Source organism: Nocardia sp. NPDC059228, assembly GCF_042754245.1.
GTDB lineage: Bacteria > Actinomycetota > Actinomycetes > Mycobacteriales > Mycobacteriaceae > Nocardia.
In genome coordinates this window covers 336,616-360,254 of sequence record NZ_JBHZAL010000005.1, presented here as the reverse complement: position 1 = coordinate 360,254, position 23,639 = coordinate 336,616, and the positions used below count along the sequence as shown (strand labels likewise).

The following is a 23,639-nucleotide window of genomic DNA, read 5'->3' as shown; positions in this document are numbered from 1 at the left end:
CCGCTCGGCCGCGGCGTGGGTGTTGATGTATGTGGGGGGTTGTGGCGGCCCGGGGCGGCGCGGGGTCGAACCGACCCCCCCGGCCCGCCAGGTCGCCATCGACGACCTGCGCACCGAGCTCGACCTGACCAGCGTCCCCAACTGGGGGATCGTGCTGCGCCGCGGCCTGGTCGAGCTCACCGCCCACGACTTCGACCTCATCTCCCGCGCTATGGTCGGGCAGTGATGGCGAATGACGGATTGCACACCGAATTCGAGCACGCCGACGAAAGCCCCGGTCTCTTGCTCTGGCAGGTGACCAACCGCTGGCAGGCCGCGCAACGCGCGGCACTGGCCCCCTTCGACCTGACCCACGTCCAGTTCGTCCTGCTCGCCGCCCTGACCTGGCTGACCGGCCGGTCGGGCGGCGAGCCGGTCACCCAGCGCGATGTCGCCCACCAGGCCGCCACCGACCCCATGATGACCTCCCAGGTGCTGCGCACCCTGGAACAGAAGGGCCTGCTGGAACGCCGCGACCATCCCACCGACCGCCGCGCCAAATCCCTCCTCCCCACCGAATCCGGTGCGGCCCTGGTCAATCGGGCGATCGGCGCCGTCGAAGCCTGCGACCGCGACTTCTTCGCCCCCCTCGGCGACCGCACCCCCCGCTTCACCGCGGCATTACGCCAACTCCGCGACCGCGGCTAGTCCAGGTCTCCCACGGCAGCGGGGCCACCACACCTGTCGGAGGGCACTGTCATGATGGACCGCGTGACTGCCGCGACCACCCAGGCCCAGCTCCGGCTCGACGAACTCGATGCCGAGCAGGCCGCGGCCGTGCGCGCACCCCGGGGACCGGTCTGCGTGCTGGCGGGCGCCGGCACCGGCAAGACGCGCACCATCACCCATCGCATCGCGCACCTGGTCTCGGCCGGGCATGTGCGTGCCGACCAGGTGCTGTCGGTGACCTTCACCGCCCGCGCGGCGGGGGAGCTGCGCAATCGGCTGCGGGCACTGGGTTTGAGCGGTGAGGCCGGGCAGGTGCAGGCGCGGACCTTCCATGCCGCGGCGCTGCGGCAGCTCAAATACTTCTGGCCGCAGGTGGTCGGCGAGGTGCCGTGGCGGCTGATCGACGGCAAGTTCCCCATCGTGGCCCAGGCCGCCGGCCGGGCCGGGCTGCCCACCGACACCGACAGCCTGCGCGACCTGATCGGCGAGATCGAATGGGCCAAGGGCTCGCTCGTCGCGCCCGAGGACTATGCGGGTGAGGCGGCCCGCCGCCACCGCGATGTGCCCTACGAGGCGAAGAAGGTCTCGGCGGTCTACACCTACTACGAGGCCCTGAAGAACACCCCCGACGGGCTGCTACTCGATTTCGACGATCTGCTGCTGCACACCGCGGCCGCGCTCGAGGACTACTCGTCGGTGGCCGAGGAGTTCCGCGGCCGCTACCGGTGTTTCGTGGTGGACGAGTACCAGGACGTCACCCCGCTGCAGCAGCGGGTGCTCGACGCCTGGCTCGGCGATCGCGACGACCTGACCGTGGTCGGCGACGCCAACCAGACCATCTACTCCTTCACCGGAGCCAGCCCGGCCTATCTGCTCGACTTCTCCCGCCGCTTCCCCGACGCCGCCGTGGTCCGCCTGGAACGCGACTATCGCTCCACCCCGCAGGTGGTGTCACTGGCCAACCGGGTGATCGGTGCGGCCCGCGGCCGCATCGCGGGCACCCGGTTGCAGCTCATCGGCCAGCGCGCCGACGGCCCGGAACCGACCTTCGCCGAATTCGACGACGAGCCCGCCGAGGCCGCCGCCGTCGCCAAGGCGGCGGCGAAACTGCTCGAAAACGGTGTTCCCGCAGCGGAAATCGCGATCCTCTATCGCATCAACGCGCAATCGGAGGTCTACGAGCAGGCGCTCACCGAGGCGGGCATCCCGTATCAGGTACGCGGCGGCGAGGGTTTCTTCCACCGGCCCGAGGTCCGGCAGGCGGTGTCGGCGCTGCGCATCGCCGCCAATCGCGACGACCTGCCCGATGCCCGCGGCGAGAAGCTGGTCACCCTGGTGCGCGCGGCGCTGGCCCAGGTCGGGCTCACCAAGGAGGAGCCGGTCGGCGCCCAGGCCCGCGAACGCTGGTCCTCGCTGATGGCGCTGGTCCAGCTCACCGAGGAACTCGCCGAACAGGATCCGGACCTGGAATTGACCGGTCTGTTGCGCGAGCTGGCCGCCCGCGCCGAGGCCCGGCACCCACCGACCGTGCAGGGTGTCACCCTGGCCTCGCTGCACGCTGCCAAGGGTCTGGAGTGGGACGCCGTCTTCCTGGTCGGCCTGGCCGACGGCACCCTGCCCATCCAGCACGTACTCGGCCCGGACGCAACGGTTTCCGACGAGGCCGCCCTCGAGGAGGAACGCCGCCTGCTCTACGTCGGCGTCACCCGCGCGCGCGAACACCTCCAATTGTCCTGGGCCCTGGCCCGTTCCGCGGGCGGCCGCAAGGTGCGCCGTCGTTCCCGCTTCCTCGTCGGCCTGGTCCCCGACGACTCCCCGGCCTCGCGCATCGCCGCCCACACCACCGAGCGCCGCAGCGGTCCCAAGCGCGTCCACCCGACCTGCCGCATTTGCGGTCGGCCGCTGCTGAATACGCAGGCCACCATGCTCGGCCGTTGCTCGCGCTGCCCCGCCGACATCGACCCGGAATTGCTCGAAGCGCTGAAGGAATGGCGGCGCGAGAAGGCCGAGGAGCTGTCACTGCCACATTTTGTGGTATTCAGCGATACGACCCTGACCGCCATCGCCGAACAGCGCCCGGCCGACGACCGAGCCCTGGTCGCGATCCCCGGCATCGGGGCCAAGAAACTGCAGACATACGGGGCGGATGTCCTCGCGATCGTCCGATCGCGGCTACGGGACTCTTCCTAGCCCGTGCGAAGAATGTGTGCAAGCCCCTGAAACCGCAGGTCAAAAATAGGTTGTGTGCATCCGTATAGATACCTAGTGTGGTTCTCACGCACCGGGGAAGAACCCGCGTGTTCCAAGCACTGATCGCTACGAGTGAAGGAGGGAGGCAGACCGATGAACAACATTCCGAGCTTCGTTTCGACCGGCAACATCGCCGGCCGTTCAGCGACGGCATGCGTCATGTCCGTCGCGTCCGTCTCCCGGGGGATCCTCGCGCCCAAGGGGATTCGTATGTCCGGCGTGAATGGCGATCTTGGTCTTCAGGTCTTTGCAAGCAAAGCCCAAGCGGATCAGCAGATCGTGATCAAGCAGGACAAGCCCAAGGGTGACTGGCACCCGGCTGCCGTGTACGCGGCCGTCGAAACCCTCGCAGTCGCAACCGGAACCGAGCGTCCGGTGCATCTGCTGGCAGCCCGTCCCCGCACTACCGACCCAGCGACCGTGATCAGGAGTCGACACCGAAGTCGACTCAGGTAGGGAATCACTCCCAGACCTCCTGGCCACGGATCGCGAACCCCGCGAAACCGTGGCCACAGTTTTATCGGCCCTGCAGCCACCGGCACCGGTTTCGCGAAACACCGAACGACCGATGCACGAGCTGAAGGAGCCCGACGTGTCCACCACGGTCATCCGTGAACGAGTGACATGCCGCAACACCGTGGCCAACACGACTACCCGCACCCGCCGGGGAGTCACCATCACCCTGCCCTGCCGAGTCGGCAACCCGGACCTCTGGTTCGCCGAGGCCCCCGCCCAGCTGGAAGAGGCGAAGGCGCTGTGCGCGTCCTGCCCGATCCGCCAGGGCTGCCTGTCGGCCGCACTGGATCGCGGTGAGCCCTGGGGTGTCTGGGGCGGTGAGATCTTCGACCAGGGTGTCGTGATCGCCCGCAAGCGCCCGCGTGGCCGCCCGCGCAAGGTCGCGGTGGCATGACCGCCCCGGCTTCCGGGGGAGTAGAACGCATACGACCCGCTTACCAGACGGTAGGCGGGTCGTTTTGCGTCGCAGGGGAATTCAGCTCGCGGCGCGAAGGGTCTCGACGTAGCCGGGGACCCAGTCGTTCATGAGCTTCATGAAGGGGATTTCGGCGTCGAGCTGGGCACAGATCCCTACCGAGCCGCCGAGGACTCGGAAGATCATCACGTGTTCTGCCGGGAGTTGCAGGGAGCGAGCGGTTTTCATCATGTCGGCGTTGGAGATGTCGGTGGCCTTGCCCGCCACGCGCTGCATCCACCGGCGGGTGAAGTGGAAGGTTTCGGTTTTGATGGGGTCGGTGAAGGGGCGCAGGTAGTCCTGGATCTCCTGGATGCTCACGGTCTTGCCGGGGATGACCCAGCCGTTGTCGTGCAGCAGCGCCGTCAGTTCGTCGTAGCGCTCCTGGACCTCGAACGCCACCATCTGGCCCAGGATCTTGGGGAAGCCATTGGGCAGGGGAGCGCAGGCGCCGTAGTCGATGACCGCGAGGCGACCGTCCTCGAGCACCATGAAATTGCCCGGATGCGGATCGGCGTGCAGCAGGCCCGCGATCGACGGTGAGCTGAAATGGAATTCGCCCATCAGCGAGGCAGTCCGATTGCGCAGGTCGACCGTGCCGGCCGGGTCCGCCATGCCGCGCTGAATGATCTTCGAGACCGGGGTGGCATCGTCCAGCCACTCGGTGACGATCACCTTCGGTGCGCTGGCCACCACCTTCGGCACCAGAAAGCGCGGGTGCCCCTCGTAGGCCCGGGCGAACTGGCGCTGGTGCCCGGCCTCGATCCGGTAATCCAGCTCCTCCTCGGTGCGCTCACTGATCTCGGCGAGAATCGGCTTGATATCGGCGCCCGGAATGAGCGCGCTCATCATGCCCGCCATCCGGTTGAGCGTCTTGAGATCGGCGCGCAGCGCCTCGTCGGCGCCCGGGTACTGCACCTTCACCGCGACCACCCGGCCGTCGGACCAGATCGCCCTGTGCACCTGGCCGATGCTGGCCGAGGCGGTGGGCGCGTCGTCGAATTCCCGGAAGCGTTGCCGCCAGCCGGTTCCCAGCTGCTGGTCCAGCTGGCGATGCACGGCCGCGGCCGGCATGGGCGGCGCGGCGGCCTGCAGCTTGGTGAGCGCCTCGCGATAGTGCTCGCCGAACTCCTCCGGGACGGCGGCCTCCATCACCGACAGCGCCTGACCGAACTTCATGGCGCCGCCCTTGAGCTCACCGAGCACGGCGAAGAGCTGTTCGGCGGCCTTCTGATTCAGCTCGGCGTTGATCTCCTGCTTGTCTCCCCCGGCAAGTTTGCGGCCGAAACCCACGGCCGCCCGCCCTGCGATGCCGAGTGGAATCTTGGCCAGCTTGGCATTGCGGGAAGAGCGCTTGCTCACAATCTCTGACACGTTCCCATCATGCCGATGTCCCAGACGGTTCGCCATGGGATTGGGGTGTTCTTCCGGGTTGGCGGCAATAGTGGTTTCCATCACACCACCGCGCTTTCATGGCAACCGCAGTTCGGATGGACGGGCCACGGACGCCGATCCAGGTGCGGAATCTCCGGATCCCATTCGAGCGTGGCGTGCAGCGTGGCCGGTGGGTGCTCCGCTCGGCCGGAGGACACGGTCTCGATCTCCTTCAGCGCCAGGGCCGCGGTCATGGCCACCCCCGCCGGGGACGCGTACCCGACCCGCCCCAGCAATTGCGCCGCCAGTTGCGGCCACGCCGGTTCGGACTCGGCGCGATACAGGTCCGCGCAACGCAGACAACCGGTTTCGCCCGGCAGCACCAGCGGGCCGACGATCCCGCGCCCATCGCGGATACGGACCTGCAGATGGGGAATGCGGCGGCGCATGAGCGCGGCCACCAGGGCGGGATCCGGGACCAGCGTGTCGGACAGCACGAGCAGATCCGGCCGATCCGCCTCGAGACTCTCGATGCCCGGCTCTCCGTAGCGCGCGTGGGAGTGCTTGGCCCGCAGGCCGATTCGGCGCAGGCCGTCCAGCAGTGCGTCCGCCAGCGGCCCGCGGCCGTGGACCCGTACCTTCCGCAATCGTGCCCGCGGCTCATCCGCGGCCAGCAACTCCGCGGCCGCCATCTGGTCGAGCAGCGACTGCGCGCTATCGGTCCCGAATCCCAATTCCCGTGCCCGCCAGAGAATCTCGGCCTCGGTGCGGGACCCGTCCAGTAGCCGCAGCAGCGCGGGCACCGCCTCGATCGGCCCCGGCGGTTGCAGGATGACCGCGTGCTCGGGATCCCAGCCGAGCTGGACCGCGCCGTTCGGGCGCACCAGCACGGTGATTCGAGGATGGAGCATCGGTCCACGGGTCGGCAGCACAGTCGTCATGCCATCAGCGTGCATGCTCCCGGAAACGCCGAAACCCGCGAAAACGCTTGTTCATCAGCGCTTTCACGGGTTATCCACAACTCGGGTCAGGGCCTTGCGCCCATCCACAGGTCAGGCGGTGGCGTCGCCCTCGGGCTTGTCGCCGGTGGCATCCTCGCCCTTGCCTTCCTTTTCGGCGCGCTCCCGCGCCTCCGTCTCGGCCAGCTGCGCCAGCGGATCGTCGAACACCGCCGCGCCGCCGCCCAGCACCGAATCGATGAAGCCCGCCGGGGCGTCCAGGTCGGAGGAGTCGGGCAGCAGGTCCGGGTGCGCCCACACGCCGTCGCGCTTCTCCAGCCCGGCGTCGGTGGTCAGCCGGCGCCACAGCGCCGCGGCCTCGCGCACCTTGCGCGGCCGCAGCTCCAGGCCGACGAGGGTCGCGAAGGTCTGCTCGGCCGGCCCGCCGGTGGCGCGACGACGGCGCAGCGTCTCGGCCAGCGCGCCCGCGCCGGGCAGCCGATCGCCCACGGCGTCGCTGACCACGGTCTCCACCCAGCCCTCGATCAGGGCCAGCAGCGTCTCCAGTCGCTCCAGCGCGGCCTTCTGCTCGGGGGTGGTCTGCGGTTCGAACGTGCCCTGCGACAGCAGCTCTTCCAGCTTCGACGGATCCTGCGCCAGCGCCATGGGATCCAGGTTCTGGGCGGCCTGCTCGATGGCCGAGAAGTCCATCTTGATGCCGCGCGCGTAGTCCTCGACCGCGCCCAGCACCTGCTGGCGCAGCCACGGCACGTGCGCGAACAGCCGCTGGTGCGCGGTTTCGCGGGCCGCCAGGTAGACCAGGATCTCGCTCTCCGGCTGCTCGAGCCCGGCGCTGAATTCCGAGATGGCCGCGGGCAGCAGTGCCGCGGTGCCGTCGGGACCCAGCGGCAGGCCGATATCGGTGGAGGTCAGCACCTCCTTGGCGAGCTGGCCCAGGGCCTGGCCCAGCTGCGAACCGAATGCGAGTCCGCCCATCTGGCCGAGCATTCCGAACATCGGCGCCGCGAATTCCTTGGCCTCGGCCGGGAGCGTGGCGGTCCACATGCCCGAAACCTGTTCGGCCACCGGATCACACAGCCGCTTCCAGGTGGGCAGCGTCTCCTCGATCCAGTCGTTGGCGGTCCACGCGACGGTCTTGGTCGCGCCCGCGGGGAAGGTGGTGGCGGCGTCGAGCCACAGCTCCGCCAGGTGCGCCGCGTCGGCGACAGCGCTCTGCGCGCCGGAGGAGACGGGCGGGACACTGGACCCGAGCTGCTGGCGGGCCAGCCGCTTGGCGATGTCGTAATTGACCGGACCGGTCTGTGCGCCCGGCTGTCCCATGCTCGAGAACATGGCACCCAGCTGCGTCAGCATCTGACCGAGTTGCGAGGGATCGAATCCGCCGCCGCCCGGACCGCCCGTGGCGAATCCGAACGGGTTGTTCGCACCAGAACCGCTGGACTCGTCCCCGGGCTTGCGCTCCGGATCGTCGTCGCGATTCGAGAATCCGAACGGAAAATCACTCATACCCACTACGGTACTGGAGCCGCGGATCACGCGAACCGCCGAGCGGAGCGCGGCAATGGCCTCGATGACCAGTACCCTTGGCCGCGTGAACCGTCGGATATTCACCCTGCTCGCCGCCCTGGTCCCGATTCTGGCGCTGGGCATACTTGGCAGTGTCGTCACCGTTCCATTCGTGGCGCTCGGACCAGGGCCGACCTTCAATACGCTGGGCGAAGTCGACGGAAAACAGGTGGTCGACGTGCAGGGCGCGCCGGTGAAACCGGTATCCGGCAATCTCAATATGACGACCGTCTCCGTTCGCGATCGGCTGAATATTTTCGAGGCGATCGGCTTGTGGATCGACGGCCAGCACGGTTTGGTGCCGCGCGCGGAGGTCTATCCGCCGGGACAGTCGCGTGATGATGTCGACAAATCCAATCAGCAGCAGTTCAAGGATTCCGAGGACTCCGCGGAATTGGCGGCCCTCAACTATCTGAAGCTGCCGACCGCGGTGCAGCTGGCGAATGTCGCCGACGACGGCCCGGCCAAGGACATGCTGAAGAAGGGCGACGAGATCGTCAGCATCGACGGTAAGCCGATCGCCACCACCAAAGACGTTGTGACCGCGGTCTCCTCGGCCAAGCCCGGCACCACCATCCCCGTGGTGGTCCGCCGCGACGGCGTCGAGCAGACCGCCGAGATCACCCTGGGCGCGCGCCCCGACGATTCCGGCAAGGGCTACCTCGGCATCACTCCCGACGAGATCAACAAGGGCCCGATCAAGGTGGACTTCAACCTCGGCGAGATCGGCGGCCCGTCGGCGGGGCTCATGTTCACCCTGGCCCTCATCGACAAGCTCACCACCGGTGACCTGTCCGGCGGCAAGTTCGTCGCGGGCACCGGCACCATCGACCCCGACGGCAAGGTCGGCCCGATCGGCGGCATCCAGTACAAGATGATCGCCGCCCGCGAAGCCGGCGCCGAGACCTTCATGGTCCCGGCCGCCAACTGCAATGAGGCCGCTCAGCGCACGCCCGCGGGCCTGCGCCTGGTCAAGGTCGAAAACCTGTCCGGCGCAGTCCAATCGCTCGAGGACATCAACGCGGGCAAGGAAGTCACCAGCTGCGGCTGACCTCGTTCAGAAGTCGTCGGGATCGTTCTCCAGCGTGTGGCGCAGGGCTTCGACGAGATTCGGGGCGAGGTTGGGGGCGGTACGCAGATCGAGGTCGCCGAAGGGATCCTCGTCCTCCTCGCTGGGGCGGACCTGCAGCAGCGACAGCGAGGTGCCGTCGCGCAGGACACCGACGAACAGGCGGGCGTCGCGGCGCTCGGCGTGGGTCATGGCCGCGCGGCGGGCGGCCTGGTCGGCGGCGTCGCGGTCGGCGAGCAGGGGAGCGATGGCATCGTCGAGGGTCTGCTCGGCGGCCGGCGGCAGCACCACGATCTGCTGTACCAGTACACAGCCCTCGACCGACGGCGGCCAGCTGGTGGTGGCGAGGAACTCGTCGAGCGCCATGGCGTCGGCCTCGCCCGCGATGTCCTCGGGGAAGGGTTCCTGCGCGATGGGAGTCAGGGCGTCCTGCTCGTCCAGCTGATCCAGCAGGGCGGGTTCGGCGGCCGCCAGGTCCGCGGTCGGTACCAGGGCGAACATCTGCGGCGGGCGGTCCCAGCCTTCGCCGTCGACATATTCCGCGACTTCCCGGATACACCGGTACAGGGCCGAGGCCGCCCACTGCTCAGGATTCACCCGGCAATCCTCGCATCCCGCTCATGTCCGGCCCACGCGGCAGGTGTTGGGCCGCGCGGCGGGCGTTTTACGTAGAGTGGGGCGCGAACGGTCCCCTGGGACCAACTCGCATCATCGGACTGCGACGCTGCGTGCCGGTATCCCGGCCGGGGCGTCGCCGGACCTGGGAGAGTGGCATCGTGGGCATGCGCCCCCCGACCGGCTTACCTTCGCTGTCGCGACGCAGCCGCATTCTGCTCGTCACGGCGCTGGTGCTGGCCGCACTGTTACTGGTCGGGCCCCGGCTCACCGACGCCTATACCAACTGGTTGTGGTTCGGGGAGGTGGGATTCCGCAACGTCTACACCACCGTGCTGTTCACCCGGATCCTGTTGTTCCTGGTGGTCGCGGTGGTCGTGGCCGTCATCATCTGGCTGGCGCTGCTGCTGGCGTACCGGTCGCGGCCGGTGTTCGTGCCGATGAACGGACCCGGCGATCCGATCGCCCGCTACCGGACGACGGTGATGAGCCGGCTGCGCCTTTTCGGTATCGGCATCCCGGTGCTCATCGGCGTGCTGTCGGGTCTGGTGGCACAGTCGAGCTGGGTGACGGTCCAGCTGTTCCTGCACGGCAGCTCCTTCGGGGTCAAGGATCCGCAGTTCCATCTGGACGTCGGCTTCTACGCCTTCGACCTGCCGTTCTATCGGATGGTGCTGAACTGGCTGTTCGTCTCCGTGGTGATCGCCTTCTTCGCGAACCTGGTGGCGCACTACGTCTTCGGCGGGCTGCGGCTGTCCGGCCGCGAGGGCACGCTGAGCACCTCGGCGCGCGTGCAGCTGGCCATCCTGGCCGGACTCTTCGTGCTGCTCAAGGCGGTCGCGTACTGGCTGGACCGCTACGCGCTGCTGTCGAGCACCCGCAAGGAGCCGACCTTCACCGGTGGCTCCTACACCGATATCAACGCGGTGCTGCCGGCCAAGCTGATCCTGCTGTCCATCGCGGTCATCTGCGCCATCGCCTTCTTCGCCGGAGTCGTGCTGCGCGACCTGCGGATTCCGGCCATGGCGGCGGCGCTGCTGGTGCTGTCCTCGGTGCTGGTGGGCGCGGTGTGGCCGCTACTGGTGGAGCAGTTCTCGGTGCGCCCGAACGCGGCCACCAAGGAACAGGCCTATATCGAACGCAATATCGAGGCCACCCGCGAGGCTTACGGACTCACCCAGGACAAGGTCCAGTACGTCGACTACAAGGGCGAGGCGACCAAGGACCCGGTCACCGTGCCCGCCGACCAGCAGACAATCAAGAACATCCGGCTGCTGGACCCGAACCTGCTGACCCAGACGTTCATTCAGCGCAATTTGCAGCTGCAGAACTTCTACGGCTTCCCGGATCCGCTCGACATCGACCGCTACACCATCAACGGTGAGATGGGCGATTACATTGTGGCCGCGCGCGAGCTGCAGCCGCAGAACCTGTCCGGTAACCAGACCGACTGGATCAACAAGCACACCGTGTACACGCACGGCAACGGCTTCGTGGCTTCGCCCGCCAACAAGGTGAACGCGGCTCCGCCCAAGGAATCCCAGCAGGCCGGTCAGTCCGCGGGCAGTGATTCCGGTGGCGGGTACGGCTATCCGGTGTTCAATGTCGGCGACAAGAAGACGGTCAGCGACCTGTTCACGCCCAAGGAAGAGCAGGCCATCCCGGTCGATCAGCCGCGCATCTACTACGGCGAGCTGATCTCCAAGTCGGATGCCGACTACGCGATCGTGGGCAGCAACAACCAGCCCAAGCGCGAATACGACACCCCCACCGACCAGTTCACCTACGACGGCGCGGGCGGCGTGCCGCTCGGCAACTGGTTCAACCGGCTGGCCTTCGCGGCCAAGTACGCCGAGCGCAACATCCTGTTCTCGGGCGCCATCGGACCGGATTCGAAGATCATCTTCAATCGCAATCCGCGCGACCGCGTCACCCAGGTGGCGCCGTGGCTGACCGCCGACGGCGATGTGTACCCGGCCGTAGTGAAGGGCCGCATCGTCTGGATCGTGGACGCCTACACCACCCTCGACAACTACCCGTACGCGCAGAAGACCTCGCTGGACGGCGTCGTCGAGGACTCCATCGACCAGACCACGGGGCGTCTACTACCCCGCAAGGAGGTCTCCTACATCCGGAACTCGGTGAAGGCCACCGTCGATGCGTACGACGGCACCGTCAGCCTGTACGAGGTGGACAAGACCGATCCGGTACTGAAGGCGTGGATGGGTGTGTTCCCGAACGCGGTGAAGCCGGAGAGCGCCATCTCCGACGAGCTGCGCGCGCACTTCCGCTACCCGGAGGACCTGTTCAAGGTGCAGCGCGAGATGCTGGCGAAGTACCACGTGGATGATCCGCGAGAGTTCTTCACCAACAACGCCTTCTGGTCGGTGCCCAATGATCCGACCCAGGAGGGCGCGGCCAGCGGGGCGCATCAACCGCCGTACTACGTCCTGCTCGGTGATACGAAGACCGGGAAGTCGCAGTTCAATCTGACCAGTGTGATGGTGGGTTACAAGCGGAACTTCCTGTCCGCCTACATCCAGGCGCATTCGGATCCCGACAACTACGGCAAGATCACCGTTTTGAAGCTGCCCGCGGATTCACAGACGCCGGGCCCGGGCCAGACGCAGACGTCCATGACGACGGCCGATCAAGTGTCCCGAGACCGGAACCTGCTGACCGGTGGCAATGTCAACAAGATCAAATACGGCAATCTGCTGACCCTGCCGGTCGGTGACGGCGGCATCCTGTACGTCGAACCCTGGTATCTGGAACGCAATACCGGCGGGCCCAACGCGCCGTCCTTCCCGCAGCTGGTGAAGGTGCTGGCCAGCTACCGCGACAAGGTCGGCTACGGATCGACGGTCAAGGAAGCGCTCGACCAGGTGCTACCCGGAACCGGCAGTGCCGCAACCGATCAGCCGGGACAGGCGGCCACTCCGCCGGCCCAGGGCGCGACGCCGCCGACCACACCGGCGACACCCCCGGCCAACGGGTCCGCCGGCAAGGATGCGGCGGTCAAGCAACTCGACGACGCCTTGAGGGCGGTTCAGGACGCACAGAAGTCCGGCGACCTGGGCCAACTGGGCAAGGCGCTGGAGCAGTTGCAGATCGCCGTGAACAACTACGAGAAGACGGGCGGGTAACTGACCCGTTAGCGCGAGGCGCTGTCACCTGTGGGTGACAGCGCCTTTCGCATTCCTGGGGTCGATGTCTCGCGGTGCGGTCGCGGGGTTGTCCACGCGCGCCTCGGCGACCTTGCGGGCGTGGGGTGTATCGCGCATCCTTCCGGCTCGTGTTGCATGCCGAGGTGGGCGGTGTGGCTGGGGCGCTTCCGATTTCAGCTACCGGGTCGAGAGGTGAGCGCAGTCGGAGGCGCGGTCGACTTGACCGTGTAGAGGACCGGGGTGGTCTCGAGCGCGTGGATGGCGTCGAAGGATCCCAGGCGGCGAGTCAGATAGCGGTGCAGTGCGGCCGGGTCGGGGCAGAGGGCCTCGGCGATCAGGTTGGTGCGGCCGGTCGTGGCGGCGACGAACGCCAATTCCTCGTGCTGGGACAGGGATTCGGCGACCGCGTGGAGCTGACCCGGAGCGACGGTCGCCCACAGCAGGGCGCGGGTGGTGACGCCGAAGACGCGATCGTCGATGTCGACATCCAGATAGAGCGCGCCGGCAGCACGCAGCTCGGCGATGCGCCGCGCCACCGTGGACGGTGACCAGCCGGTGGCGGCAGCCAGGTCCGCCAAGGTCGCGCGGCCATCGGCACGCAATGCCGAGAACAGTGGCGCGTCGGTGGGGGAGACCGGTTTGCGAACGCGGGCCCGGGAATTCGGCTCCCGGTCGGCGCCGGACGAGTTCGAGCTGTGCATCTCGGCGCGCCCGGTTGATATATGCGTCCCGGTCGTCGCAACCGGGTGGCCGTTGTCGGCGGAAGAGATCGCTGCGGCCGGGGCAGACGGCGAATCAGGGCCTAAATTGTTGTGTGACAGTAGTTTCCGGCGTTGCTCGGCGTCCAGCGTGGTGAGTCGACCGGGCCAGGCGGTCGGGCCGCCGAGGTAGGTGTGCAGTACGTAGTGCGCGGAAATTCCGGTGATCGCCGAGGTTCGGGGAAGGTCGTCGAGCAGCAGCGCGGGTGCGTCGAGACCGGGGCCGTCGACGATGAGGAAGATTTCGGTGCCGCCGGAGGTGAGCATCACCCAGCTGGTGTCGCCGCGTTTCGCCAAGGCCTGCGCCAATTTTCGCGCGGCCGCCGGGGTGCAGGTGAGCCGGACCAGCCACTGGGTGGTGCTGGTGCGCCCCGGGTCCGGCAGCCCGACCACCCGCAGCCCGAACTCCGCGCGCAGGCGGCGGTAGCGGCGGGCGACGGTCTGGGTCGAGACACCGAGCACCTCGCCGATGCGGTTGAAGGGCGCGCGTCCATCGATGTGCAGGGCATGGACAACGCCGCGATCCACCTCGTCCAGCATGGAAGAAATCATTGCAGATCAGCCTGATACGGAAAATATCCGCAATCCATAGGCGCTGGATAGCCGCTATTCCGCGCCGTTCGCAGGATGAAGGAGCGGGACACACCCGCCCCCACCGATGAACGGAGTACCCATGTTTCTCGTGACCGGAGCCACCGGCACTGTCGGCCGCGCGGTGGTCGATCGCCTGCTGGTCGAGGGTCTGCCGGTGCGGGCCGTCACGCGCCGCCCCGAGTCGGCCGGCCTGCCCGCCGGTGTCGAGGTCGTGCGTGCCGATCTCGGCGACGCGGACAGCCTGCCTACCGCGCTGACCGGTGTCCGCGGCGTCTTCCTGTCGACAGCGGGCCCCGAGATCCCCACGCACGACGCGAATCTCGCCCGGGCCGCCGTGGCCGCGGGCGTTGAGCACATCGTGAAGCTGTCGTCGGGGCGAGCCGGTGACGCGGCCGCGACCGACCCGATCCCCGCCTGGCATCGCGCCGGCGAGGACGCGTTGCGCGCGAGCGGGGTCGCGTCGACCATGGTTCGTCCCATGGGATTCATGTCCAACGCACTGCACTGGGCGCCCTCGATCTGTGAATCCGGCACCGTCCGTGCGCCTTTCGGCCAGGGCCGCATCGCGGTGGTGGATCCGCGCGATATCGCCGCCGTCGCTGTTGCGGCGCTCGCCGACCCGGCGCGCCATGCCGGTCAGGTCTACACGGTGACCGGTCCGCAGGCGCTCTCGCCGGGCGAGCAGACCGCGACTCTCGCAGAAATCCTCGGCAGGCCACTGCGTTTCGAGGAGATCTCGGCCGACCGGGCGCGGGCGGATCTGCTGCGCTTCGGGGTGGAGCCGGAGCTGGCCGCCGCCATCATGGCCCTGCGCGCCACGGCGCTGGAGTCCTTCACCTCGGTGGTGCATCCGACGGTCGCGGACGTCACGGGCCGGTCACCGCGAACCTTTCAGGAATGGGCTCTCGATAATCGTGCGGAATTTACTGCCGCACAATAAGAATTGTTGCCTACTAATAGCGAAAGGTGCTGCGTCGCCATTGACGCAGCACCTTTCCATTTCTTCCGGTATGGGAAGGAGATTCGGGTTATTTGCCGCAGGATTCGATGAGGGCGGCGTTGGACTGGAGGACCTGGTTGTACTGGTCCTGCACGCCGAACTGCTGGGCAAGGCCGCCGGCAACACTCTTGGCCTGGTCGATGACGGCCTGGCGATCGGTCGGGAGGGCGGGGGCGGGAGCCGGGGCTGCGGGCTCCGGGGCGGCCTGGGGCTCGGGCTCGCTGGTGCCCGCGCGCAGGTACTGGCCGCACACCGGCCAGGCGCCGGCACCCTGGGTGGACAGCACGTTCTCGGCCACGCGGATCTGCTCGGCCTTGCTGGCGTTGGAGGCGAGGCCGGCGCCGCCGTTGGCGGCCCAGGTGCTCTGCGAGAACTGCAGACCGCCGTAGTAGCCGTTGCCGGTGTTGATACCCCAGTTGCCGCCGCTCTCGCACTGGGCGACGCCGTCCCAGTCGTGGGTCGGGGCGGCGGAGGCGGTTGCGGTGAAGCCGAACGGGACGGCAACAAGTGCGCCGGTGACGGCGGCGAGGCCGAGGACGCGAGTGTTGATCTTCCGGTTCTGTTTCATGGTGATTTCCCTCCCTGTGCCGACCGGCCCGGCGCAAATGCTCCACCGTGTCCCTGTCCCCAGGAGTCGGGGTGCCCGACCGCGGGACAGGGTTTCCGGCGTGCAGCGGTTCGGGTCGGAGCCCATCTCAGGTTTGATCCGGGCCGCAACTGACCATAACGAGTAAATCTCGGCAGATCACGTCTTGATAACTTCAGAATTGCATGAAGTGAATGACCCGAAAACCGGTGTTGATGCAGGTTGGCTATGCTGTAAATGCCAATCCCGAGTGGTCTGTTATCTGGCCGTGATGTGATTCAACTCACCAAGAATTTGTGACTCCGGTCACGTTTCATGCTCGAATGAACGTCCAAACGTACGCGCGAGACTCTCAAATGGAAGATTTTCACCCTGATCACTCCGCTTTGAGGGCAACCGTCCGGTCTGATTCGCTCCGCCACCCTCGCTCACCTGCCTGTCTTCCGCCCCGGAACCTGGCTTGACCAGCCGATTTGGTGCATCTCCTAGCCCGTGTGTAATGTTGTGTTCACCGACGCGGGGTGGAGCAGCTCGGTAGCTCGCTGGGCTCATAACCCAGAGGTCGCAGGTTCAAATCCTGTCCCCGCTACTAGGCGAAGGGCCCGGAACCATCAGGTTCCGGGCCCTTTCGCATATTCGAGGCTCTCCGTTCATGCCAGCGAGCATCCGATGTGTCGCCTCAGGAGGCCAGGCCGGGGTTCTCCACCGGGGTATCGGGGGCGGCGGAGAGTCGCGCGGAATTTGTGTCAGCCGACCTTGTCGAGGAAGGCCAGGATGGCGACGTTGATCTCGTCCGGCGCCCCTGCTGGATCCAGTGGCCGCAACCCTGGATGACCAGGGTCGAGCAGGTTCGGGACGAGTGTGCTGCGCTGCGCGTAGCGGCGTAGCACCTCGTGAACCTCTCGAATTACTCAGCAAGCACACAGACATTTCGGGAGCGGAGCTTGGGTTTCGGCCGTTGAATGAAGTAGTGCTGCAGGACAGCACCCCGTGAGACGGAGTCCCAGGAGGTCCGGTCGTGCACACCGAAGCCATCGAGGTGGGAGATGTCGCCGCTGGCGACGCCGATGCGCAGGCGCGGCTCGGCCTGGTGGCCGGGGCGGGGGTGAGCCGGCTGGGGCGGCGCACGATCAATGCGGACGCGTTCGCCACGTTCACCGATGCCCGGCTGGGACGCAGCGCTTTCGTGGTGGCGGACGGGGTAGGGGATCATCTGGCGGCGGCCCGGGCGGCGCGGCTGGTGGCGCAGACCGCGGCGCGGGCGGCGGTCGGGGACGGCGCGCAGGCCGGAATTCTGGCGGCGCAGCGGGAATTGCTGCGAGAGCTACCCGAGTCGAGCGCCGACAGTGTGCTGGTGGTCGCGGTGCTGCCGAGCAGTGGTCAGCTGGACGGTCCCTGCGATATCGCCTGGGTGGGTGACTGCCGGGCCTACCGGTGGAACGGCCGCGTGCTGCACCGCATGACCACCGATCACACTGTCGCCGAGTACTTCCGGGCGCGCGGGCAGGACCCGCTGCCGGGTATGCGGCATCTGGTCACGACCTCGGTGCGGACCGTGCAGCCGGGCGACATCGGGCGCGCGGCCACCGGATCGAGCGCGGGCAGGCTGCTGCTGTGCACCGACGGGGTGGGTAAGAAGCTCAACATGCCGCTCATCAAGTCGATTCTGTCCCACGGGACTGCGGCGGGTCAGGCGGCGGAGGCGCTGGTGGGGACGGCCCTCGGTCGCGGCGGCACCGACAACACCACCGCCCTGGTGGTGGACGCGAGCCGCTGAGCCGGGCGGGTATTTCCCCGAATTCGCACATTCTGGACGGGTGACCAGGTAGCTTGGGCCCGACTTTGGCAGTGCGCAGTATCGGGGTTCGCCGTGGCAGACAGATCGACATCCATCCGCAGTCGCCTCGGCGGTCTGCTCCGGCGCAAGCCGTGGGGATCCACATTCGCGCGGGCCACGATCGTGCTGCTCCTGGTGGTGCCGACACTGGTCTCGGCGGTCTACATGTGGATCATGTGGGATCCGGAGCTGTACCTGAAGCAGATTCCGGTCGCCGTCGCCAGCGACGATGCCGGCGGCATCTCCGACGGCAAGGCCCAGAACATGGGTACCGAGATTCTCGACAATCTCGTGTCCAGCGGTGAACTCCAGTTCCACCGGGTCAGCAGCGCGGAAGCGGTGCGCGGGCTGCGGGAGAGCCGGTACGCCTTCTCGGTCGTCATTCCCGCCGACTTCACCCGGAACGTGCTGAGCGTGACCGATTCCGCGCCGCAGCATGCTCGGATCATGGTCTGGTACAACGACTTCAACGGCACGCTGGGACCGGCTGTGGCCAATAGTGTTGTCACCGAGGCGCAGAACCAGATCGCGGCCACCATCGGGCGTGGTTACGCCGGTCAGATCCTGGTCGGCGTGAACAGTCTCGGCTCCGGCCTCGGCGACGCCGCGAAGGGGGCGACCCAGTTGGCCCAGGGCACCACGCAGCTCGCCGACGGCTCCGACCAGTTGACCGCCGGATTCGATCAGGCCGCCACCGGCGCGGCGCAACTCGCGACCGGCGCGGGCCAGCTCCATGCCGGTGCGGTCCAGCTCGCCGACGGAGCGAACCAATTGGTCACCGGCACCGATCAACTCGGCTCCGGGGCACGGCAGATCCGCGATGGTGTGGACCAGGTCGTCACGCCGCTGCTGGATGCCCTCGAACCCGCCGGGCGGCTCGCGGCGCAACTCGATCCGCTGCTCGACCAGTTGGGCAGGAACCCGGACCCCGCGGTGGCCGACGCGGTCACCCAGCTGAAGAGCCTGATCGGTCAGGCCCGGCCGGACGACCCCGATTCCCTCGTCGGCCAGCTGACCCAGTTGCGGGACGGCACAAAGGAATTGGCCCGGCAGCTCACCGATCCCAAAGCCGACTACCGCTCCGGCGTGCTGGCCCTCGCCGATGGCAGCGCCCAATTGCGTGACGGCACAGTGCAACTCGGCAGCGGTGCGAACGACCTGTCCACGGGCCTGGACCAGCTGGTCGCCGGCGGCCGCGACCTCCGGGCGGGCGTCACCCAATTGAGCGACGGCGCAACCCAGCTCGACAACGGCCTGCGCGACGGTGCGGCCGCCGCACCCCACATCGCCGACCCCAATGCCTCGGCCGACGTCATGGCCCAGCCCGTCAGCATGGACATCCGCAACCAGGAACCCAGCCAGCTCGTCCGCGACGGCGACCGTAGCCACAAGGAGATCGCCCGCGGCGCAGGCCCCGTGCTCGTCGTGATGGGCTCCTTCCTCGCGGCCATCGTCCTGTGGATGCTGGTGCGCCCCTTGCGCGGAGCCGCCCGCGGCCGCTCACCCTGGCGGCGCGCCGCGGCCCCCGTCCTGCGCGGCACCGCGGTCGGCGCGGCGTGCGTCATCGCCCTGTCCGCCCTCGCCGCCGGTTACGGCGGCTGGCTCGGCTGGTCCCCGCAACAGTGGCCCGCCATGGTCGCCGTCATCGCCCTCGTCGGCCTGGTGGCAGCGGTGACGGCGCAACTGTTCGTCGTGCTCTTCGGCCGCGTCGCAGGTTCCATCGCGGCCTTCTCCTTCTATATGTTCCAAATCTTCGCCTTCGGTGGCGTCTTCCCCGCCGGCACCACCCCACTCCTGTTCCGCCCCTTCAAAGACATCGCCCCCATGACGTTCGCCCGCCGAGCCATCATCCGCACCGACATCGCCCTCTACGACCGCATGTTCTGGACCTCCATCACGGCCCTGCTCCTGATCCTCGCCGCCGCCCTGGCGATCATGATCGCCGCCCGCTACCTCGCCGCCTCCGTACCCGATCCGGCCCCCGCCGACCGCACCACCGAACCCCTGCACCCGATTCCCTCCCGACCCTGAAAAAAGGCTCTGACCAGTCGATTAGGTTCCCTTCCCCACTCGTGTGTAATGTTGTATTCACCGACGCGGGGTGGAGCAGCTCGGTAGCTCGCTGGGCTCATAACCCAGAGGTCGCAGGTTCAAATCCTGTCCCCGCTACTAGGCAAAGGGCCCGGAACCATCAGGTTCCGGGCCTTTTCGCGAGCCGGCGGCGCGGGCAGCTGGAAGTTCAGTGCCTCATGACGTTTGGCTGTCTTGATGTCCTGCATCGGAGCGCTGCCTTCCAGAAGGCTGCGGGGCCCAAGAAGATTCACTGGATCGAGGGTGCCAGTCACGTCGATCCGACCACGACGTGCAGTATTGATCGCCCTGGAAGGCGAACCGGTCATTGCCATGATCGTCGCAGCAGATCCCAGGCGCGTTCGGCGATCGCGTATACCGTCGCATTCGTATTGGCCGACGGAATCGCCGGTATGACCGAACCGTCGGCGATGCGCAGCCCCGCCAACCCGTGCACCCGCAGCTCGGAATTCACGACGGATGACTCATCCTCACCCATCGCGCAGGTGCCGACCGGGTGGCGGTAGGAGCCGAAATTCCTTCGTGCGTAGTCGCCGAGCAGCGCCTCGTCGGTGACGTCGAGTCCGGGCGCGACCTCGGTGACGCCCCATGCAGCGAGCGCCGCCGAACCCGCGATCTCGCGAGCGGCCTCGATGCCGGCCAGTACTACCTCGATATCCGTTGCCTCCGTGAAGTATCCGGGGTCGAGTACCGGCGGCGCGAACGGGTCGGCCGAGGAGATTCGCAATGAGCCCCGGCTCACCGGCAGCCTCGGCGAGATACCGACGGTGAAGCCGTTCGGCACCGCCGCAACGGGATTGGGCAGCGGGATATCGATGAAGATGATCTGCAGATCCGGCCCCGCCAGGTCCGGGCAGCCGCGCAAGAGGCCGATGACCTCGCCGTGATTGGCTCGCGGCGTGGGTACCAGGCGCCGGGAACTGTGCACCAGGTTGATCCGGGGACGGTCGTGCAGATTGCGGCCCACCCCGGGCAGTGGATGCACCACTTCTCCGTGCGAGTCCCGCAGCACGGACTCCGGTCGCTCTCCCCACGATCCATGCCATCGCGGAGCGACGGCGATGCCGAAAGGCTCGTGCAATGAACCCGCCGAAGTCCGAACAACGTCTCATCGCGGAGCTTTTCGTCTGCGGCCCGGTAGCGATGCTGATCTGGTCGGAGACCGCCGTGTTGCCCGATCGCGTACCCAGGAGACCGAACAGAGCCCGTCGCCTAGGGCCGACACGGCGTGGTGGCCCGCAGGCCCCTGACGTGGTCTGAAACGATTATGTGTCTGAAAAGCCTGCGAAACCGACCGTGAGTGGCGAGAATTGTCTATGCTGCGCAGCGGAAACGAGGACCTGCCGCCGCACCGCCCGAAACCCCTTCGGCACCAGAGGAATTGGACAATGAGCAGGCTGGCGACAGCGTGCGCGGCGATCTTGGTTGTCGCGGGCGTCACGGTCGGGACCACGGTGGCCGGCGATGCGCGGGCGGAGACGCACGGCGCACTGCCCTGCACCCCGTATACGGCGATTCTCGCGCCGGGGACCTGGGAGACGCGTTTCGATGCGGATCCGATGGTGCCGGTCGGCATGCTCAGGCCGATCGGCGATGGGCTGCAACGGCAGTACGGCAGCGACATCACCGTGCTCTATGCCCCGTATGCGGCGAGCGCTTTCGATCAGGGGCTGAGCTATGCGCAATCCCTGAGCACCCTCGAATCCCGGCTGCACCAGATGGCGAGCAGCCTGTGCGGTTCGACGCGAGTGTTCCTCGCCGGGTACAGCCAGGGTGCGGACGGGATCGGCGATTTCGCGACCGAGATCGGCAATGGCGAGGGACCGATCAGCGCCGATCGGGTGGTCGGCGTGGGGCTGCTGGCCGATCCGCATCGCGATCCGAGAACCACTCTCTCGCTGGGCGACCCGCAACCCGGTCACGGCATCGCCGGGGCGCGGAGTCAGGATTTCGGTGCGCTGACCGATCGGGTGCGCACCCTGTGCGTCGAAGGCGATCTGTACTGCTCGCTCAATGCCGCCACGTCCCCGTTCCTCTTTGCGCTCGGGCGGGTGCTCAGCGGTGACTCCGCGATGATCGCATCCCTGATTCCCGCGGGCACGGATCCCGGCACACTCCTCGCGCAGGCTGTGAAGGTCGGCGCCGGCTGGACGGCGACCGCGGCGAACCTGCCCGCCATTCTGCAAAGCCTCGCCAACCTCCCCGATCTGATCCAAGCGGGCGATATCACCGGTGCGCACGAGATCGCGAGCAACCTCAATATGGCCTTGGCTCCGATGGTCCAGGCAGCTGCGGGAGTGGACTTGCCTCTCATCGGCTCGGTCATCCGGGCGGCCGCGGCCATCGACCCGTCGGGCTGGACCGCCGCTGCCAGCGTGATCGCCGATGCCCTGACCCAGATCGACATCCTGCGCATCGCGGGGAATGTCGGCCGCATGCAGGAAACCCTCTGGCGCGCAGTCGAATCCCTCACCCGCAACGACGCGTCCGCCGCGGCTGCCGAAGTGGCGACCCTCGCACCGGCCGGACTCGACCTGGCCGGCTCCGTTCTCGGCCCCCTCACCAACGCCGTACGGGGCGATCTCCGCGTCGCCGCGCAAACCCTGCTCAGCATCGGCGGTATCGACAGCATCAACGATCTGCTGGAACTGAGCCGCCAAGGCGTCGACATGGCCACCTTCTACGCCTCGAAGGTGCACGTCGACTACGGCGACGACGCACAGATACTCCTGGGATTCCTGGGCTCCCTGGCTGCTTGACAGGACGCCGCTCCCGGCCCCGGAACCACTGGTTCCGGGGCCGGGAGCGTTGGGTCGGGTTAGGATCTGTGATTCATGGACCGGTGGGGAGCCGGACCTGAGGGGGAGCGAAACATGGTGACTACCACCGATATACCCGTGATCGGCCGCAGGGAGCGCAACAGGCAGCGGGTCCGTGCCCGGATCTACACGTCCGCGCTGGAGTTGTTCGCCGAAAAGGGCTACGACGCAACGACAATCGACGAGATAGCGGAACGCGCGGACGTGTCGCGCGGCACCTTCTTCAATCACTTCCCGCGCAAGGAAGACCTCATCACCGAGTGGGCCGAGGACCGGCGCCGCACACTGATCGACCGGATCGAGCAGCCACTCGGGACCGGGGCGAGCGACACCGGCGCGCTGCTGCACCGGTGCATGGCCGGTCTCGCCCAGCTCGGCGAGGCGCAGCGCGGAGTCACCGAGATCATGCTGACGGCGTGGGTGAAGACGGGCCGCCCCCTCACCGAAGAGCCGTACACCGCCGAGGTTTTCGCGCGGATCGTCGAGATCGGCGTCCGGCGCGGCGACATCGACGCACGCGTGGATCCGGTCCTGCTGGGGAACCTCCTCCGCGACGCCTACCTCGGGGTCGTGTACCGCTGGGCCCGTCGCGCGACCGACCAGGAGCGGACAGCCGGCGAACTGCGCGACGTACTCGACGTCATCCTGCGAGGTGTCGCAACCAACAACGTCGCCGGGACCGAGAACGATTGGCCCGCAGCGTGACCGAACCCGCCGACTTACCCTGAATGTGATCTGGACGCCATTCGTGGTCGAGTCATACGGATCGAATCATGCACTTTGGCACGAAATGTCCCCTAGCAGGCGCGTTCCATCCCCGTCCCGCCGTCGGAACACCGATAGATTTGCCCGGTCCGGGCCCAACGAGGGGTGGGTCCGCACATACCTTGGAGCGGACGCGGAATGGAGGCTCGATGCCCAGCGGGCGATGCGGGAGAGGATCGCGGGATTCCCGGTCCGGCGCCCGCTGACCCCGCTGCCGATCGCCCGGCTGCAACGCGATACCAGAGGCCGAACGGTATTCGCCTACGACATCCGCGGGCACGGTTGGGCTCGATGTACAGAACCGGTTGTCGGACTTCGCTTCTCCGGTGCTCGTCCGCGCCGGCGAGCGTGACGCCTCGACCACGCCCGCGATCATGACCGGTGTCGCCGAGCGCATCCCCGTGGCCGAGTACCGCGAACTGCCCGGCGCCCCGCACATGCAGACCCTGGAGCAGCCCGCGCTGGTCGCGGCGACGCTCGACGACTTCCTGCCCGCAGACCGCTGACGGCC

General features: G+C 67.7%; 20 protein-coding genes, 2 tRNA genes and 1 pseudogene. 15 read left to right on the top strand and 8 right to left on the bottom strand.

Going from position 1 to position 23,639, the window contains the following annotated elements:
- The 5 genes and pseudogenes from ACFXKA_RS11940 to ACFXKA_RS11920 form a co-directional block, all read left to right on the top strand.
- A pseudogene (locus ACFXKA_RS11940) lies at positions 1-226 on the top strand (EVE domain-containing protein); the annotation flags it as partial.
- The gene (locus ACFXKA_RS11935) at positions 226-687 is read left to right on the top strand and encodes a MarR family transcriptional regulator (protein ID WP_354840809.1); all 462 of its coding nucleotides are present in this window, start codon (positions 226-228) and stop codon (positions 685-687) included. The pseudogene ACFXKA_RS11940 and the gene ACFXKA_RS11935, both read left to right, overlap by 1 nt.
- A 54-nt stretch (positions 688-741) precedes the next feature.
- The gene (locus ACFXKA_RS11930; RefSeq protein ID WP_379427218.1) at positions 742-2,898 is read left to right on the top strand and encodes an ATP-dependent DNA helicase UvrD2; all 2,157 of its coding nucleotides are present in this window, start codon (positions 742-744) and stop codon (positions 2,896-2,898) included.
- A gap of 153 nt (positions 2,899-3,051) precedes the next feature.
- The gene (locus ACFXKA_RS11925) at positions 3,052-3,414 is read left to right on the top strand and encodes a hypothetical protein (RefSeq protein WP_379427173.1); all 363 of its coding nucleotides are present in this window, start codon (positions 3,052-3,054) and stop codon (positions 3,412-3,414) included.
- 112 nt (positions 3,415-3,526) lie between these two features.
- A complete protein-coding gene (locus ACFXKA_RS11920; protein ID WP_379379392.1) occupies positions 3,527-3,868 on the top strand; it encodes a WhiB family transcriptional regulator in 342 nt (113 codons plus the stop codon).
- 81 nt (positions 3,869-3,949) lie between these two features.
- Here the strand turns inward: ACFXKA_RS11920 and ACFXKA_RS11915 are convergent, their stop codons facing one another.
- The 3 genes from ACFXKA_RS11915 to ACFXKA_RS11905 form a co-directional block, all read right to left on the bottom strand.
- Positions 3,950-5,338, bottom strand: a complete 1,389-nt coding sequence (locus ACFXKA_RS11915) for an AarF/UbiB family protein (RefSeq protein WP_354840817.1) — start codon at positions 5,336-5,338, stop codon at positions 3,950-3,952.
- A 44-nt stretch (positions 5,339-5,382) separates the two neighbouring features.
- The gene (locus ACFXKA_RS11910; RefSeq protein WP_379427172.1) at positions 5,383-6,243 is read right to left on the bottom strand and encodes a TOMM precursor leader peptide-binding protein; all 861 of its coding nucleotides are present in this window, start codon (positions 6,241-6,243) and stop codon (positions 5,383-5,385) included.
- A 111-nt stretch (positions 6,244-6,354) separates the two neighbouring features.
- Positions 6,355-7,767, bottom strand: a complete 1,413-nt coding sequence (locus ACFXKA_RS11905) for a zinc-dependent metalloprotease (RefSeq protein WP_379427170.1) — start codon at positions 7,765-7,767, stop codon at positions 6,355-6,357.
- Positions 7,768-7,852: 85 nt separating this feature from the next.
- Between ACFXKA_RS11905 and ACFXKA_RS11900 the strand changes: the two genes are divergently transcribed.
- Positions 7,853-8,878 (top strand): PDZ domain-containing protein, encoded by a 1,026-nt coding sequence (locus tag ACFXKA_RS11900; protein ID WP_379427168.1) that lies wholly within the window; start codon positions 7,853-7,855, stop codon positions 8,876-8,878.
- A gap of 6 nt (positions 8,879-8,884) precedes the next feature.
- On the opposite strand, the gene ACFXKA_RS11895 is transcribed toward ACFXKA_RS11900, so the two are convergent.
- Positions 8,885-9,493, bottom strand: coding sequence for a PPA1309 family protein (locus ACFXKA_RS11895; protein ID WP_354840438.1), 609 nt, complete (start codon positions 9,491-9,493; stop codon positions 8,885-8,887).
- Positions 9,494-9,672: 179 nt separating this feature from the next.
- On the opposite strand from ACFXKA_RS11895, the gene ACFXKA_RS11890 reads away from it, so the two are divergent.
- Positions 9,673-12,657 (top strand): UPF0182 family protein, encoded by a 2,985-nt coding sequence (locus ACFXKA_RS11890; RefSeq protein ID WP_354840441.1) that lies wholly within the window; start codon positions 9,673-9,675, stop codon positions 12,655-12,657.
- Positions 12,658-12,851: 194 nt separating this feature from the next.
- Here the strand turns inward: ACFXKA_RS11890 and ACFXKA_RS11885 are convergent, their stop codons facing one another.
- Entirely contained in the window at positions 12,852-13,988 is a 1,137-nt protein-coding gene (locus ACFXKA_RS11885; protein WP_379427167.1) for an Lrp/AsnC family transcriptional regulator, read from the bottom strand.
- 121 nt (positions 13,989-14,109) lie between these two features.
- Between ACFXKA_RS11885 and ACFXKA_RS11880 the strand changes: the two genes are divergently transcribed.
- Positions 14,110-14,970: an NAD(P)H-binding protein gene (locus ACFXKA_RS11880; RefSeq protein ID WP_379427166.1), complete on the top strand. Its 861-nt coding sequence runs from the start codon at positions 14,110-14,112 to the stop codon at positions 14,968-14,970.
- An 88-nt stretch (positions 14,971-15,058) separates the two neighbouring features.
- On the opposite strand, the gene ACFXKA_RS11875 is transcribed toward ACFXKA_RS11880, so the two are convergent.
- The gene (locus tag ACFXKA_RS11875; RefSeq protein WP_379427164.1) at positions 15,059-15,598 is read right to left on the bottom strand and encodes a transglycosylase family protein; all 540 of its coding nucleotides are present in this window, start codon (positions 15,596-15,598) and stop codon (positions 15,059-15,061) included.
- A 533-nt stretch (positions 15,599-16,131) separates the two neighbouring features.
- Here ACFXKA_RS11875 and ACFXKA_RS11870 point away from each other — a divergent pair.
- Positions 16,132-16,205, top strand: a tRNA-Met gene (locus ACFXKA_RS11870).
- A 157-nt stretch (positions 16,206-16,362) separates the two neighbouring features.
- Here the strand turns inward: ACFXKA_RS11870 and ACFXKA_RS11865 are convergent.
- Positions 16,363-16,506: a hypothetical protein gene (locus ACFXKA_RS11865; RefSeq protein ID WP_379427162.1), complete on the bottom strand. Its 144-nt coding sequence runs from the start codon at positions 16,504-16,506 to the stop codon at positions 16,363-16,365.
- Positions 16,507-16,634: 128 nt separating this feature from the next.
- Here ACFXKA_RS11865 and ACFXKA_RS11860 point away from each other — a divergent pair, with 128 nt between their 5' ends.
- From ACFXKA_RS11860 to ACFXKA_RS11850, 3 genes are all read left to right on the top strand, one after another.
- Complete coding sequence (locus tag ACFXKA_RS11860) at positions 16,635-17,393, top strand: PP2C family protein-serine/threonine phosphatase (protein ID WP_379427161.1); 759 nt, start codon at positions 16,635-16,637, stop codon at positions 17,391-17,393.
- A 93-nt stretch (positions 17,394-17,486) separates the two neighbouring features.
- Entirely contained in the window at positions 17,487-19,484 is a 1,998-nt protein-coding gene (locus ACFXKA_RS11855; protein WP_379427160.1) for a YhgE/Pip family protein, read from the top strand.
- Between the two features lie 64 nt (positions 19,485-19,548).
- A tRNA-Met gene (locus ACFXKA_RS11850) sits at positions 19,549-19,622 on the top strand.
- 226 nt (positions 19,623-19,848) lie between these two features.
- On the opposite strand, the gene ACFXKA_RS11845 is transcribed toward ACFXKA_RS11850, so the two are convergent.
- A complete protein-coding gene (locus tag ACFXKA_RS11845) occupies positions 19,849-20,529 on the bottom strand; it encodes a GMC family oxidoreductase (RefSeq protein WP_379427159.1) in 681 nt (226 codons plus the stop codon).
- A 403-nt stretch (positions 20,530-20,932) separates the two neighbouring features.
- On the opposite strand from ACFXKA_RS11845, the gene ACFXKA_RS11840 reads away from it, so the two are divergent.
- From ACFXKA_RS11840 to ACFXKA_RS11830, 3 genes are all read left to right on the top strand, one after another.
- Complete coding sequence (locus ACFXKA_RS11840; RefSeq protein WP_379427158.1) at positions 20,933-22,303, top strand: cutinase family protein; 1,371 nt, start codon at positions 20,933-20,935, stop codon at positions 22,301-22,303.
- Positions 22,304-22,417: 114 nt separating this feature from the next.
- The gene (locus ACFXKA_RS11835; RefSeq protein WP_354840467.1) at positions 22,418-23,068 is read left to right on the top strand and encodes a TetR/AcrR family transcriptional regulator; all 651 of its coding nucleotides are present in this window, start codon (positions 22,418-22,420) and stop codon (positions 23,066-23,068) included.
- Between the two features lie 386 nt (positions 23,069-23,454).
- Complete coding sequence (locus ACFXKA_RS11830; RefSeq protein ID WP_379427157.1) at positions 23,455-23,634, top strand: alpha/beta fold hydrolase; 180 nt, start codon at positions 23,455-23,457, stop codon at positions 23,632-23,634.
- Positions 23,635-23,639 lie beyond the last annotated feature (5 nt).

What these genes read in the sequence shown, in the direction of transcription:
- ACFXKA_RS11935 (WP_354840809.1), top strand. Translation starts at nt 226, where the DNA reads ATGGCGAATGACGGATTGCACACCGAATTCGAGCACGCCGACGAAAGC.
- ACFXKA_RS11930 (WP_379427218.1), top strand. Translation starts at nt 742, where the DNA reads ATGGACCGCGTGACTGCCGCGACCACCCAGGCCCAGCTCCGGCTCGAC.
- ACFXKA_RS11925 (WP_379427173.1), top strand. Translation starts at nt 3,052, where the DNA reads ATGAACAACATTCCGAGCTTCGTTTCGACCGGCAACATCGCCGGCCGT.
- ACFXKA_RS11920 (WP_379379392.1), top strand. Translation starts at nt 3,527, where the DNA reads ATGCACGAGCTGAAGGAGCCCGACGTGTCCACCACGGTCATCCGTGAA.
- ACFXKA_RS11915 (WP_354840817.1), bottom strand. Translation starts at nt 5,338, where the DNA reads ATGGCGAACCGTCTGGGACATCGGCATGATGGGAACGTGTCAGAGATT.
- ACFXKA_RS11910 (WP_379427172.1), bottom strand. Translation starts at nt 6,243, where the DNA reads ATGACGACTGTGCTGCCGACCCGTGGACCGATGCTCCATCCTCGAATC.
- ACFXKA_RS11905 (WP_379427170.1), bottom strand. Translation starts at nt 7,767, where the DNA reads ATGAGTGATTTTCCGTTCGGATTCTCGAATCGCGACGACGATCCGGAG.
- ACFXKA_RS11885 (WP_379427167.1), bottom strand. Translation starts at nt 13,988, where the DNA reads ATGATTTCTTCCATGCTGGACGAGGTGGATCGCGGCGTTGTCCATGCC.
- ACFXKA_RS11880 (WP_379427166.1), top strand. Translation starts at nt 14,110, where the DNA reads ATGTTTCTCGTGACCGGAGCCACCGGCACTGTCGGCCGCGCGGTGGTC.
- ACFXKA_RS11875 (WP_379427164.1), bottom strand. Translation starts at nt 15,598, where the DNA reads ATGAAACAGAACCGGAAGATCAACACTCGCGTCCTCGGCCTCGCCGCC.
- ACFXKA_RS11840 (WP_379427158.1), top strand. Translation starts at nt 20,933, where the DNA reads ATGAGCAGGCTGGCGACAGCGTGCGCGGCGATCTTGGTTGTCGCGGGC.
- ACFXKA_RS11835 (WP_354840467.1), top strand. Translation starts at nt 22,418, where the DNA reads ATGGTGACTACCACCGATATACCCGTGATCGGCCGCAGGGAGCGCAAC.